Here is a 14,160-nt window from a genome sequence, read left to right on the forward strand (position 1 = left end):
ATTGGATGACTACCGTAAACTAGGTAAAAAATATCACCAATATAGATATTATTCATCTTTAGTCAGCTAAGTGTAAGATTAAAATTCTTAAACTTCTGATAAATAAATTAATGCCATCAATTGAGGACTTTTTTAAGCTGAGAAAACCTTTATAAAGTCCAATTAAGTCCTTGTCCCATCTCATAAATAATGAGTATTAATGCAATTACCATTAGTGAAATGACAATGGCTTCGACCTTAGTGAGCATCTTCAATTCTCCACCTTTCATGTTCTCTATGATAAACAAAGTAAACGATAAATAACAATAAAGTTACAAAAAATTACTTGATGTTTCAAAGATGGGGCTGGTAAAGAAAAATCTCTCAGAGGAGGTGCTAATTCTTTTCAAACTTAACCTTATGTATCAGCGATGTCCTGTATAAGACTCATGACCTACTGCGATCATATCAACACCACCTTCTTCTTCTAAACTTAATAAGAAAGTATGAACACCCTGCATATCATTTAACTCAATATTATTGCCGAGCCATTTCATCGTACCTAGTTTCATATTGTTTATGTCTTCTTGGATTCTATTGTAGTTGACTATTACTATGCTCTTTTTATAATTTGCCATTAAATTTTATTCCCTATAAAAGATTTTCAAGAAAATCGGTCCGTATTTGGCCGATCAATACTACAAAAAAGCTCATCTGATAAGTATTCTTACATAAACCCAAGGTTCTATAACTTGGATCCATTAATGAAGTGATATAACGTCTAATTTTCCCTTCCTGCTCAACTTCAATCAAATGCACTTCCCAATACCCCCTAATATTGGATTAAGTTTCTTGGCATTTACTGATATTGGCATCCTGATATGAAAGTCATGCTGAGAATTACGCTTGATTTAGAATTGTTCAAACACAATTTAAACCAGATCCCTTCAGGAGCCTTTGTTCTTACAGATAGAGGTTATCAAAGGATTTATACTTTGTATCCCAATACCCTGTTGCCATTAGAGGCCAAAAGCCGCTGTAAACTGGATCCTGAACTAAAAATCTATAATCAGGAAATCAATAAAGAAGAATAGAAATTAAGTATGTATTTGGCAGTCTAAAAACTTTCAAAATGCTTTCAGAACGTTATCGCAATAGAGCTAAAAGCCCCCCTCTTTTGAGATTCAATCTAGTTGCTGGAATTTATAATTTGCAACTGAGTAAGAATGATTTATGAAGGAGGTCTAATCTAAGAAAATAAAAAAAATCCTAAAACCATTTAACTTCTTAGGATTTGAATGGGCAGGATATAAATATAAGCTTATGCTTGAATATCTAAAGTCATTTCAATTTTGTCCTGTGACCAGATTTCGATGTCATATTCAATCACTAGATCATCTGATTTTGAAATACGTTCAATATAAGTGGCGGTTTGACTTAAAGGAATACCTAAGTGCTGGCTCTCAAAATGAGACACACCGGTATTTTTAATTTTTAACTGACTACTCGTGTAATTATAATGAAAGTGATTTTTAATGACGTCTTGGACCGAAGTAATCACATTATAATTCAGCACATCTGGAAACAGCGCAACAGGTAAATAATTATATTCTAGAAGTACTGGTACATCATCAGCATAACGTAAACGGATAATTTCAATAAAGCCCAATTTACGATTTTCTTCACTAAAAAGATCACTGTGATCAAATCGCTCCAGCTGTCTGGTCGAGATCAGTTCAGTTTTGGCATTAAAACCCTGTGCCTTCATATAAGAACGAAAATTTTCAATTGAGTTTGGATAGTATTGAATTTTTTTATTACTCACAAACCAGCCGAGATTTTGCCGTTTGAAAATTTTATCTTCGGCACGAAGCTGTTCATAGGCCTTACGCACTGTTTCCCTTGAACAGTCAAACTTTAATGCCAAGTACCGTTCGGATGGAATCATTTGATTAGAACTGTAATTTTTTAATTCAGCCTCAATCAAATCTCTGATTTCCATATACTTCATTCAGTGAATCCAGTGAGTGCTCATAAGTGATAAAGATAGTACTAAATTAAAGAACAGAGGAAAATTGAAAACAAGGTACAGATCAGTAAAAGATGCATTCCCTTGTTTTAATGAGAATGTTTAGCAGCATGATTGATACGTGATTCTGAGAGAATATCGTTGTCCACTCATAATGTTCTCATTTATGCAAAAAGAATAGACTAAATTTGTCTAGGAGAGTGGTGACAGTCTAATCTAATTAAAAGGCATCTACAAAATCGGCGGCTATTCGTAATAATCGACTGAGAAAATCACGTACCTTGATTCTAGACATTATTGCCCACCTCTACTAGCACATTTCCTGACACAGTCCCTATCTATACATTTGAATGCCTTTGACTCTTAAAGATTATCTTTAATAAAATGAGCTTTATAGGGCAATATACTAAGATCTCCAGACTGTTGAATCCGGCAAGCGCACTGAGTGCGGTTCCGTAACGTGACACTGGGTAACGTCTTGGACTGCTGTATGTAGACAAAAATTAAAGCTGTAGTTTAAGGCTGGCATCCTTTAAGATTTATTTTAATTTACCACTGATGTCTGGATTTTTAGCTAATTATACCGTATCCAAAAAACATCTATTTACTAATAATTGCTTAGGCTATTTATTATAAAAAATAACCATACATCTTTGATATATGAAAATTTATTTTTATTTTTTCATAGACATAAATTAATTAATTTTTTAGGCCTCTATACACTATAGCTATAGCTAAATTCCAAATAAGTTACTGTAATGTTCTTTGAATAATAAATCTATATCCTTAATTCTAAGTCTTTTCCTAACTGATTTTATTTGAGCCTACATTTTTTCTATCAGATTTAAGTCAGGGCTATATTTGGGTAACCATACAAGGTAATGGCCTGCTTCTTGGATTAATTTTTTAAGACTTTTACCTTTATGGAACGTCGCATTATCCATGATGAGAACACTTTTCTCTTTTAATTTCGGCAATAGATCATGCTCAATCCAACCCTCAAATACTTCTGTCGTGATAGAGCAGTTGAATAAACTCACAGTCAGTAACTTATTTTTAATCAAGGCTCCAATGGCATTACAACGGTTCTTAATTTGCCAATTAAATGTACCTTCTGCTCGTGCACCTTTATGACTATAGCTGTGGGAGCGGGTATCATTACTCTGAAACCCACTTTCATCAATATTAAGTTAAGGGAAGTTCAGGTTCTAAATCTTCAATTAAATTTTTAAATTGTTCTCGTTAACGAGCATCTGATTTTGGAGGAGTTAACGTCTTTTTTACGTGATATTCCTGCTTTATGTAATGCATTAAATACAGTATGAGTACTCACTCCCAAACGTTCAGCTCGTTCATACTGATAATCATCAGGATATTTTTCAATATCTGCCAATATTTGTGCTTCAATAATTTTAGCTGGACGCCCAGGAATAGGTTTTCGCTCTGTGGACTTTTGCCACAGTTGGATCGTACGTGTAGAAACACTGAAATGCTGTGCTGTTTTTCGCACAGACATTTTATCTCTAGTCATAATTTCAATGACTTTGTCTTTAAAATCTTTTGAATATCCCATAGTTTGCATTGTAGTTAATATTTTAGAACTTGGCTATATAAGCCAGCATTTCATTTACTGCGATTTGTTCGCTACTAAAAAGTGTAGCAAGTTGCTACACTTTTTAATTCCTATATTAGACCTCTTGCGAAAGTATTATTTTGACTATTTTAGACTTTGATATTTATTTAAAAATCAACGTTTATCACTGATTAAATTTTGACTAACGCAAGAGGTCTATTGATTTAAATAAATAGGTAGTGTTCCAAAAAGTATGCTGAGATTAAATGAAGCCATTATTGATATAAAATAAGGTTAAGTCGAAAGCTTTAAAGTGGTTTTCAAGCTTTTTTGAAAAATTACAACTTCTCCTAAAGCAACATCTAATCTGATGCCTTATTTTGCAATTATTTCCTTCAATACCTACAGTGAAAAAACTTACCAATACTTTACTCACAATCTTTAAATGCAGTGATAAAACTATCCCATTGATCACTTGAAATTCGGGTATAATGAATACCTAACTGCTTCCACTTTTCCTTCAGTCGTTGGACTGTAGCTAGATCTTTTTATCCCAAAAATAAGTCACAATCTCTCCTGTTTCTCTATGGTAAGCGTAAATAAGTAATTATTTATTCTTTTATTCCCTACAAAAGTCCAAAACTCATCAACTTCCAGACATTCATAATATTTTTGCTCAAGAGGAATTTGATAAGTGGATTTACTCAATGCCTGCAATATGCCTTAAACCATTACCTCTAACCATCAGGTGTAGTATTTTATTTGTTATACCAGAATGACAACCTCGATAACTAAGAGCATGATCACCAATAAAGTGACGCTTGCAGTTTTTGCATTGATATTTTTGCTTACCATATAGTTTGAGGCCATTTTTCTTTATACTGTCACTTAGACAGGTTGGACATTTGATTTCTAGTGTTATTTGCATCTCACTATCTTATCAAAAGCCAACCTGTTTTTTTCAGCATACTTTTTAAGACACCACCAAATGAATATAAGGATTGAACTTTAATCAAAGAGAAATTATTTAATTCATTCGAACTTACCAGCTAAATGAACTAAAACCTGAACTTCAACAACTATATATTATTAGTTGCTATTTTATTCTCATTAAATCTCTAGCCGAATTTAAAGTGGATTCAAGCCATCTTTCTTACCAAATTTACTACGACTCGATCCTGTAAGCTTTTTCCGGGTAGTCTGTTATCTAACATGGTTCTTGGCTTAGCTGGTCCTCCAGCTGACATTAATAACTTAAATTTAAAGACCGCCATCAAGCGAATTTAAATTATTTGTGTTCGACCAGCATATAAATTTATCCATCAAAAACCTGATATTGATTGATCATTCTCATATAAGAACGTGAAAATAGGGAATGAATATGTAGGATGTAAAAACATTTCCGGATAACTATAAAATTAAAATTGGTCGGCTAGAAGAACATCAGAATTTAATATCTGGCCGCAGCAATAGTCTCTCAAAGATCAAATACAAATGAGTGTACTGAAGAAAATAAATCTCAATAATGCATGAGGATGTAATTAGTTTAAGGGTGATAAAAAAGTGTAGCAACTTGCTACACTTTTTCACTTTTCTGAATAAGCTGTTTTAAAAAATCTTCTAGTTGTAAGAGACTAGCTTCGTCAATTTCCGAGATATTCAGAGAAACCTTAAGCTGTTTTTGATTGAGTTTGATATTCCCCGCAATCTTACCTGCATATTCAATTTTTCTAACCACAGATGTTTTGGTCAGTTTTTCTGGATCCTGACTCAATAATTTTTCAGCATAGGCAGTAACTTTGCTTTGTTCAAGTTTTTTGTCTTTTACTTTTTCCCAAGCCCCGAGTAAAGCCGTTTCGGCCTCAGAAAGTTGTTCCAGATGATCCGATAGAAATTTTTTGAATGCAGTTGCAGCAGTACGACCTAGCAGGCCTGGTTCCACATCAAGGTCATTTAAAATTGCTTGAGGCAGCTTTTCGTACGCTAAATACTTGTACATATCTTCGCGATTTAAACCCAGTGAATTGGCTAAACGTTGCTTGTTTTTCTTTAATTTCTCATCGAGAGAATTCAGGCCAATAAAAATTTCATAATCTGTTAGATCCTGACGCTTTAAATTTTCTGCCAAGGTTAACAAAGATGCTTCTACATTATTTGCATCAATGATAATGGCTTCAATCACAGACTTACCGAGTAACTGATGCGCCCGTAAGCGTCGCTCGCCTGCAATCAGTTCATATTTCAGATTATCCAGTTTACGCACTGTAATGGGCTGCAAGAGGCCGATTTCATTAATAGAATCCGCCAGTTCCTTTAACTGTGACTCTTCAAAGACTTTACGCGGCTGGTTTGGACTGCGGCTGATATCCTCAATAGGGACATTACGTCTAAACTCTTTTAGTTCTTTAATATTGTCTTTCTGTGCTTGCTGGTGTTTTTCTGTATTCTGTTTCAGTTTCTGAGCTAAAAGCTCCTTGGTGCTTGCCATAATGCTCTCAGGTTTAAACTTTCGCTACAATTTCATTGGCAAGGCTTTCAAAAGCCTTACGTACTTTTGAATTTTTTTCTACTTTCAAAAGTGATTGTTGCAGAATCGCTGCTTGATTGACTTTAGTACTTTGAGGAATGGTGGTTTCTAAAATTTTTCCCACCTGTTTCAAGGCTTCATCCCGAATCAGTTTACAAACATTCTGACGTTCATCATGCTTAATCAGTAAAGCGCCTAAAAGCTCTAAATCTGGATTAATACGTTTGATCTTTTCAAGGTGGTTTAAAAGATCTGTTACCCCATACAGTCCATATTGTGATCCGGATTCGATAGGGATAATAACATGGGTTGAAGATGCCAGCGCATTGCTGGTTAATAATTTAAGACTAGGTGGACAATCAATCAATATGAAGTCATAAAGATCTTTTAACAGTTCTAGCTTGATATTTAACTCTTCAGAAGGACGGGGAGCTTCTTCTTTTAGTTGGTCTTCTGTTTTTCCTAAATTCAAGGAACCATAAATTAATGACACTTTTTCAAAGTTCGTTTCTTCTTGTAATGCATCTGCCAACAACGAAATATCGCCCACCAGTAATTCTGCTGTAGTCACAACAATTTCGCTTGGATGTTGGATCCCAATATGTAAACTTGCGTTTGCTTGAGGATCTAAATCAATGACTAAAACTTTATTGCCCAGATTGGCAAGTTCTGAGGCGAGGTGCACAACAGTCGTTGTTTTGCCACATCCGCCTTTATGGTTAGCAACAGTAATAATTTTTGCAGACATGCGTGTCAGATGCTTCCGTATTTGAATGTCTAGTAATATAAATAACTTTCACTCATCTTACTATAGTTTTTAAATTTATAAATCCTATTTGTTCAGATGTAAAACAGCTTAAAAAATAAATCTTTAACTAGGCTAGCTTAATTAATAATTAGAATAATTAGTTATTTAGCTAATTAATAATTAAGAGCATATTTTTATTATATAAAACAAATACTTATTTCTTTAAAAGTGGAAGGTTTGTCACCGTAAAGTGGAAGGTTTGTCACCGTAAGGTGGAAGGTCTGTCACTCTAAGGTGGAAGGTTTGTCATCGTAAAGTGGAAGGTCTGTCACTGTAAAGTGGAAGGTCTGTCACTAGGGTGGAAGGTTTGTCACTGCTATTTTTTAAACTGCTATTTTTTTAAAAAATATATTAAAAAAACAATAATTTAGGTTGTTAATAAAGTCCCGTAAATAAGCTTTAAAGGTGGAAAGGTTGTCACTGTGTATTTTTGACCTGTGGATAATCTGTTTTTATTGGATATTTCCTGATGATTATATGTGCAGTTATACCTTCCAAATCTAACTGAAAGGTGGAAGCCTTGTCACATCAGGGTTTCTATTTAACTTAACCTATCTGAATGTGGGTGAAAAAAGTAAAAATAGTCATTCTAAACTGTAATTTCGGGGGCTAAAGGTGGAAGGTTTGTCATTGTAGGGTGGAAATACTGTATTAAATTCCACTTTAAAGGCAAAAAACTGGATAATAACGCTTTTTTTTGATGACGGACCTTCCACTTTTAGAATCTTGTGGTGAAAGTCTTGAAAGTTTTTCCACTTTTGTATATAAAAACTAAGTCAAATTATAAATATCACGGTTATGACAGAATCTGAACCATTGCAAGAAGAAACGAATTATATTCCCTACTGTATAGGCAACATTCGCCATAATGGCGTTGTCAGTACCAGTAACCGCTTAATTCGCCCAATCGAGTTGTCATCCAATGAATATAAGGCACTTCTATATGCAATGGCGGTTGCGAATTATAGTGAGAAAAATAGGGTAGATGGTGAAATTACCGAACAAACTTATATTTATTTGTATAAGGATGATTTGGCAGATTTACTAGGATTAAATAAACGTAACTCAATTAATGTTGCAATAGATCGGATCTATAAAGAGCTTTCATCCCGGGTAGCTCATTTTATTATTGAGGAGCCTGCTGATAATGGTAAGAGAAAGACTAAAAAAGTACATTCTGTCGTTCCCATTATCCGTGAGTTAAGATGGGAAGATGACTCTAAAAATGCGATTCAGATTCGTTTTACTAGTGAAGTGTTGCCGTATTTCACTCAACTGGCTGGGGGTAATTTTACTACCTATCAGCTAAAACATCTTTTTGCCCTAGATTCTGTTGCTAGTATGAGTCTTTATACTTATTTCATTAAAAACGAATTCAAGTATGCCAACCAGAAGAGTTATGAAGTGCCATTACTTTTAGAAAACTTGAAAGCACTGATTGATATTAATGAAACAAAATATGATCGTTGGGTAGATTTCAGGCGCTATGTATTAGACAAAATAGTGGCAGAAATTAATGAAAATACAGATCTACAATTAGAGTATGAAACTGTTAAGAAAGGCCGTCCAATTGTAGGTGTGATTTTTAAACTGCATCATCGGATCGCTGATAAAGCACCGGATGAAATGGCAGTAATTGAAAAAATCTATCTTGATGTTCCATTTGAAGACAATGTATTCGTAAAAGAGTTAGGTGCTAAATTCGATATGAATGTACGTTCCTGGTATATTTTTAATAATGATGAAAATTATCAGCAGTTCAAGAAGTGGTTTAAAAAAGTAGGGTGTCTCACTGACTCTCAAGCAAATATTGTCATTAATGATACTTTATTCCAAATGGATTTTGCTGAAATTGGTATAGGGCTGAATGACTTTAAACGAAACATGAAGCATAAACTTAAAAATAATCCGGAATTCGTTCAAAGTATTCGTGAAAGACTGAATGATATTTTTGGTAAAGACCTTATTTAGAAAAAAGTGTAGCAACTTGCTACACTTTTGGAGGTATATATTCTTAAAAAATACAAGTGGTAAGGACTATAGAAGAAAAACGGCTCTATTGCATATAGGCTTTAGAGATAGATCCTTCCTAAGTTAGGCAAATTAGGTATAAAGTTTGCCTAATTTCGTAAATCTATCCAAAACTGCTACCCGTAGATGAATCTCATACCTGACTTTAAAAAGGTTTTTCCGTCAACTCCTCTCCTAATAATTTAATGCAATGCGTCTTGGTTTTAATCAAACTGCATCGGTGATAACCTGGCTTTTTTCCCAAACAGCTCTACCTAGACATTTGACTGTTTTTAATAATTCGTTTTTCTCTAAAGATTCTGTTGTTTGATCTTTTTAGAATTTTGCATTTTTTTTTCTGGAGTAATGACAGTATGTGCTCATCGGTCTGAAATCACTTCTCTGCAGCATTTTATGTCTTACGCCCCATCGGTATAGACAGAATCTATTCGCTCATCTGACTGAATTTGATCCAGCAAACTCCTGAATAATTGTGAATCACTGATATTATTTGTCGTAAGGTGAACGGCTCCAATTTGCATAGTTTCAACATCTATACAATAAGTTTATCTCATTCGACGGTATTCTGGGTGATGTTTCTTACGCTTCCATTCACCTTCACCTAAAGATCTTGAGCCCGTAGAGTCGATGAATAGGTGTAACTTATCAGTAACCTATCACGAATTTTTTAATAGCTTATCGCAATATCAATATGCTTTTGTCATCTACAGAGGACACAGTAATCTAGTACTCTCCAATTCAAGCTACAGAGTTTAATTAGACTTCGAACAAAGCCTGTGGCCATGAATAAAAAAAGATTGAAAAAGGATTTGATCATTAAATAGCATTTAATGGCTTTATCGGAATAAGTTTGATTTCGTTCGTGCTTGTCTTGTGGTTGTGCATACCATTGGGTCTTAGGGTCAAACCAGATTGATATATTTCCTCGCTTGATTAAAGTTTAGTTATACGAGGACCAATTGGTTATACGGTGGATTCTAGATGTAGGCGTCCTGGAAAAAGCCTTTAAGAGTAAAGTAGTTTCGTGCAACAAAATCGTTTTAGAACTTTTAATCTTATCTGTAAATTTATTTCTAAAATTACTAGGGCGTGTCATCAATTAAGCCAGATGATTGTTGAAGCCAGGTAGATCGCTGATAAGAAGTTTTGAGCCAATTTATCATAGCGTGTGGTGATTACTTTAAATTGCTTTAGCCTTGCAAAAGTATTCTCAATTAAATGCCTGATTTTATAAAAATAACAACCCATATGATCATTATTTGAAAGCGTATTAGATTTTTTGGAAATATTGGCTTTATTACCAGTATTTTCTATCTGTTTTCTCAATGACTCAGAGTCATACCTTTTATCAGCATAGAGAATTTTTGTCTTATTTAGGTCTATGTTGTTAACTAAGTTCTATGCCACTTTTATATCGTGTATTGTGCCATCCTTTATTAGAAACTAAACAGGATTCCCATTAGAATCACCCCTCAAATGAATTTTAGAACTGTTTCCACTGATACTTTTTGAGATTGCTTGATCCTTGATTCCTGTAGCGTGCTGCAGAGCCCTCACATTACGGGCATCACTAGACACCTATTCCGAATCAGCATCAGATCAAATTAACTTTAATATTTTTTAATAAGTGATTGTCTTTTGACTATGGGGAAAGCTTCTTGAATATGGAATTTGGTTCTCCAAAGGCAGCAGGTAAATCCCTCCATGGACAGCCCGTACGAATCCTAAAAAGAATAACTTCAATAAAATTTTCAAGATTTTGTTTATTCTTAACCACACCCAACACCTTGTATACCTAGCTTCTGCATAAAGCGAACCACAATACAACGTGCAATAACATAGCCTTCACGTTTTCAACTTTTGCCAGACTTTACGTACACCATATCGACCTGAACTTTCCTTCCAAATTCGTTTGATTTGCTCAGCATGATGCACATCGTGTAAATCTCTTTTCGCTCGATGTTCTGGATTGTCCGCGATATCTAGTGTTCGATAATAGGTTGAAGGTGCGATCGGTAAAATCCTACAAATTGCATCAACACTATATCGATCTTTATTGTTATGGATGAAATCCACCATTATTTGTGTGGGCGGTCGAGCTCCGCCTGGGCGAAAAAAGCGGCTGCTTTACGTAAAATTTCATTGGCACGCTTTAATTCTTTGATTTCACGTTCCATTTGCTTCATTTTTTCTTGATCAGATATCTATTGTACTTTGACAGGATTTTGTTGATCTAAATATTTGTGATACCAAATACGAAGTGTTTCAGGAGTGCAACCTTTGCGCAGTATTGCTCAGGTGCAATAGCTGTGATTGTGGCCCAATTCGATGTATAATCTTTTTCGAATTCAATCAATAATTGAACCGCTCTTTCTCTGATTTCAGGGGTATATTTGGGTTCTTTCATCGGAACACTACACGTTATACTAGAATGACAACCTCGATAACTAAGAGCATGATCACCAATAAAGTGACGCTTGCAGTTTTTGCATTGATATTTTTGCTTACCATATAGTTTGAGGCTATTTTTCTTTATACTGTCACTTAGACAGGTTGGACATTTGATTTCTAGTGTTATTTGCATCTCACTATCTTATCAAAAGCCAACCTGTTTTTTTCAGCATATTGAAACACCACCGAAGATGATTAGGTAGTTATCTTGCTGAACACCGTTAGAAAACGAGCTGATAGCATAGTTTATGACGAAGCGAAAAAGTGAATTAAAGACTAAAATGAGAGGTATAAGCTCGCATTTTTGCATTCATATAATCACCACTATCTTGAATGTAGCTAAATTCCTTAATAGGACAGAACCAAACTATACAAGCAGATGAACCAGAAAAGGACCTACCAAAACCATAAAAATACCAGCAAGTACCATTGTTAAGCTGGCAATCACCCCTTCTTCTTTATCACGACTATAGGCTTTAGTCGTTCCAAATCCATGTGCTGCGTTGCCCAAAGATGCACCCATGACAAAATGAGATTTTAACGGTAAGACGGCTAGCACAATATCACCAATGATCATACCTATAACACCAGTAATCATGGTAAACAAAATAACCAGTTCGACAGAGCCACCTATATGATTGCTCAACTCCATTGCAAAAGGTGTAGAAATGGAACGCGCCATTAAGCTATAGGTCGTTGACTGATCAAAATTAAACAGCTTAGCCAAATAAAATGAACTGATCATTCCTGCTAGCATCCCTATCACCACGCCCATACTGATAGAAAGTAGATGTGTTTTGATTATTTCACGGTATTCATAAATTGGAATGGCAAAGGCGACTGTTGCAGGGCCTAACATCCAGACAATCCATTGGTTATCTTGCATATACGTATCATAGGATATATTCAAAGATAAGATTAAAATAATCAGAAGGATAGGGGGTAGTATCGCTGGTGATAAAATGAGATAAGGATATTTTTGATGGATTTTTTTTACGACAGTATAAAAAAGTAAAGTTGAAATCAGACAAACAATGGCGATTAAAGTCATGATTATTTTCCATCCTGATCTATATTACGCAGAGATTGGGAGCGATTATTCTTGATTTTATTTTCAAACTGAAAGCCAAGATGTACACTATATGCTGTAACCACCATGACACAAATGGTGCCCAGAATAACAGCAAAGATTAATTGCCAGCCTTCTGTTAAAAAAAGATGTTTATATTTAATTAGTCCAACAAAACAGGGAATAAAGAATAAAACCAATTCACCCAAAATAAAATCGGAGCCACTCTTGATCCATTCAAGTTTAAAAAATCCAGTCAATAAACCTGTTAAAACAATAAAAAGCCCGATCACTGCACCAGATACTGGAAGTTTAAATAAGGATTGAAGTATGCTGCCAATCCACCAGAAAGCAAGTAATAAACTGATTTGCAAAATGATTTTACTGATATATTTGAATCGGGTCGGATGTTCGATTTGTACAGGCATTAATATCACAGCTTGATTTTGAAGATAAGGTAATTTTATATGCTGTACGTATGTGAAATAATGAATAATTTTATAAATATTATTCTATATTGGAATAATTTATGGATCTAAAATCACTTAAAATTTTTGTTGAAACTGTTAATAGCCAGAGTTTTAGTTTAGCTGCAGTACGCTTGTTTATGACGCAACCGACTTTAAGCAAGATCATTAAAAGCTTAGAAGAAGAGTTGGGAACAGCACTATTTAAAAAAGGTGAAGCAGGAAGAAAACGTGAAGTCGTACTGACTTATACAGGCGAACTGATTTATCAGCATGCATTAAACATACTGTCAGAACATGAAAAAATATATAACACGATTGAGCAAGTTAAGTTACTTAAAAAGGGTAAACTGACTTTAGGTTTACCACCATTAGGTTCTGTCTTATTTAGTTCACTTATTGCCTTATTTCATAAGCAACATCCGGATATACAGCTTAGTTTTTTAGAGGTAGGCTCAAATAGTATTGAGGAAGCAATTGCAGATAAACGTATTGATGTTGGTATTTTACTTGGTAATTTTCGACCGACTTTTGCGTCAATCCCAGTTGTTGATTCAGCAATGTGCTTACTATCCATAAAAGATTCACAGTGGAGAAATAGGAAAACTGTAAACTTGATCGAATTAAAAGAAGAATCCTTTCTATTATTTTCTGATACCTTTACTTTGAATAGTATGATTATTAAAGCAGCAAATACAGTAGGTTTTGAACCTAAAGTTGTCTGTAAAAGCAGTCAATGGGACTTTATTGCAAAAATGGTTGAATCAAATATGGGAATCGCATTACTTCCTCAAATATATTGCCAGCAATTAGATCAGGAAAAATTCAACACTGCCGTATTGGAAAATCCAGGTTTAAATTGGACTTTAAGTATGGCCTGGAATACGACTATAGCAATGAGTCCTGCAACTAGAGCATGGCTAAATATTGTAAAAGATCATAAACAGAAAATTCACTTTTAGTTCAATGCTTTTACAACCAGTTTTTGATTGTCGTTACAATCAGTTTTGGCTGTTTAATTCATCGGTTCTATCGCATTAAGGAATTTAGGTCCATTTAACTTATGTTTACCTAAAATCTAGTTTATAAATTATTTTTACAATATATTTATTAATTTCAATATTTTGAAGAAAAATAATAGAAATTTATAAAAAATTAGTTCATGAACTTATAGGATTTTTAAGAGCATTTATATGAATGACTAAGTACTGTGAAAAAAGAGAACT

The 14,160-nt window shown here is 34.2% G+C and carries 11 protein-coding genes, 5 pseudogenes and 1 other annotated feature; of the genes and pseudogenes, 3 read left to right on the forward strand and 13 right to left on the reverse strand.

Annotated features, from left to right (window positions below; all coding sequences use genetic code 11):
- Positions 1-404: 404 nt before the first annotated feature.
- Positions 405-551: a hypothetical protein gene (locus ACEWB7_RS00425; RefSeq protein WP_171505623.1), complete on the reverse strand. Its 147-nt coding sequence runs from the start codon at positions 549-551 to the stop codon at positions 405-407.
- Between the two features lie 309 nt (positions 552-860).
- Between ACEWB7_RS00425 and ACEWB7_RS00430 the strand changes: the two genes are divergently transcribed.
- Complete coding sequence (locus ACEWB7_RS00430; protein WP_004812056.1) at positions 861-1,073, forward strand: hypothetical protein; 213 nt, start codon at positions 861-863, stop codon at positions 1,071-1,073.
- A 227-nt stretch (positions 1,074-1,300) separates the two neighbouring features.
- Here the strand turns inward: ACEWB7_RS00430 and ACEWB7_RS00435 are convergent, their stop codons facing one another.
- The 6 genes and pseudogenes from ACEWB7_RS00435 to ACEWB7_RS00460 form a co-directional block, all read right to left on the reverse strand.
- The gene (locus ACEWB7_RS00435; protein WP_004812055.1) at positions 1,301-1,990 is read right to left on the reverse strand and encodes a GntR family transcriptional regulator; all 690 of its coding nucleotides are present in this window, start codon (positions 1,988-1,990) and stop codon (positions 1,301-1,303) included.
- 842 nt (positions 1,991-2,832) lie between these two features.
- The gene (locus tag ACEWB7_RS00440) at positions 2,833-3,192 is read right to left on the reverse strand and encodes a transposase (protein WP_159124470.1); all 360 of its coding nucleotides are present in this window, start codon (positions 3,190-3,192) and stop codon (positions 2,833-2,835) included.
- A gap of 44 nt (positions 3,193-3,236) precedes the next feature.
- Positions 3,237-3,590: a transposase gene (locus ACEWB7_RS00445; protein ID WP_252720869.1), complete on the reverse strand. Its 354-nt coding sequence runs from the start codon at positions 3,588-3,590 to the stop codon at positions 3,237-3,239.
- 253 nt (positions 3,591-3,843) lie between these two features.
- Positions 3,844-4,509: pseudogene (locus ACEWB7_RS00450) on the reverse strand (IS1 family transposase).
- A 648-nt stretch (positions 4,510-5,157) separates the two neighbouring features.
- Positions 5,158-6,069 (reverse strand): ParB/RepB/Spo0J family partition protein, encoded by a 912-nt coding sequence (locus ACEWB7_RS00455; RefSeq protein ID WP_034706701.1) that lies wholly within the window; start codon positions 6,067-6,069, stop codon positions 5,158-5,160.
- A gap of 13 nt (positions 6,070-6,082) precedes the next feature.
- Positions 6,083-6,856 (reverse strand): ParA family protein, encoded by a 774-nt coding sequence (locus ACEWB7_RS00460; protein WP_001274705.1) that lies wholly within the window; start codon positions 6,854-6,856, stop codon positions 6,083-6,085.
- Between the two features lie 858 nt (positions 6,857-7,714).
- Here ACEWB7_RS00460 and ACEWB7_RS00465 point away from each other — a divergent pair.
- A complete protein-coding gene (locus tag ACEWB7_RS00465) occupies positions 7,715-8,887 on the forward strand; it encodes a replication initiation protein (RefSeq protein WP_125278535.1) in 1,173 nt (390 codons plus the stop codon).
- 132 nt (positions 8,888-9,019) lie between these two features.
- On the opposite strand, the pseudogene ACEWB7_RS00470 reads toward ACEWB7_RS00465, so the two are convergent.
- The 6 genes and pseudogenes from ACEWB7_RS00470 to ACEWB7_RS00495 all read right to left on the reverse strand — a co-directional run bounded on the left by ACEWB7_RS00470 (position 9,020) and on the right by ACEWB7_RS00495 (position 12,895).
- Positions 9,020-9,977 (reverse strand): annotated as a pseudogene (locus tag ACEWB7_RS00470) (IS5 family transposase).
- 65 nt (positions 9,978-10,042) lie between these two features.
- Positions 10,043-10,733: pseudogene (locus ACEWB7_RS00475) on the reverse strand (IS5 family transposase).
- Positions 10,720-11,354 (reverse strand): annotated as a pseudogene (locus tag ACEWB7_RS00480) (IS3 family transposase); the annotation flags it as partial. The pseudogenes ACEWB7_RS00480 and ACEWB7_RS00475, both read right to left, overlap by 14 nt.
- Positions 10,952-11,068: a sequence feature (AL1L pseudoknot), on the reverse strand. It overlaps the preceding pseudogene by 117 nt.
- Before the next feature lie 12 nt (positions 11,355-11,366).
- Positions 11,367-11,531: pseudogene (locus ACEWB7_RS00485) on the reverse strand (IS1 family transposase); the annotation flags it as partial.
- A 234-nt stretch (positions 11,532-11,765) separates the two neighbouring features.
- Positions 11,766-12,449, reverse strand: a complete 684-nt coding sequence (locus tag ACEWB7_RS00490) for an LrgB family protein (RefSeq protein ID WP_411580327.1) — start codon at positions 12,447-12,449, stop codon at positions 11,766-11,768.
- Positions 12,450-12,451: 2 nt separating this feature from the next.
- Positions 12,452-12,895 carry a CidA/LrgA family protein gene (locus ACEWB7_RS00495; RefSeq protein WP_034706843.1) on the reverse strand — a complete coding sequence of 148 codons (444 nt, stop codon included), beginning with the start codon at positions 12,893-12,895 and terminating at the stop codon, positions 12,452-12,454.
- Positions 12,896-12,996: 101 nt separating this feature from the next.
- On the opposite strand from ACEWB7_RS00495, the gene ACEWB7_RS00500 reads away from it, so the two are divergent.
- Complete coding sequence (locus ACEWB7_RS00500) at positions 12,997-13,896, forward strand: LysR family transcriptional regulator (RefSeq protein ID WP_004779974.1); 900 nt, start codon at positions 12,997-12,999, stop codon at positions 13,894-13,896.
- The last annotated feature ends 264 nt before the right edge of the window (positions 13,897-14,160 follow it).

It is taken from the genome of Acinetobacter sp. NIOH-H-8 (genome assembly GCF_046635365.1).
Classification (GTDB): domain Bacteria; phylum Pseudomonadota; class Gammaproteobacteria; order Pseudomonadales; family Moraxellaceae; genus Acinetobacter.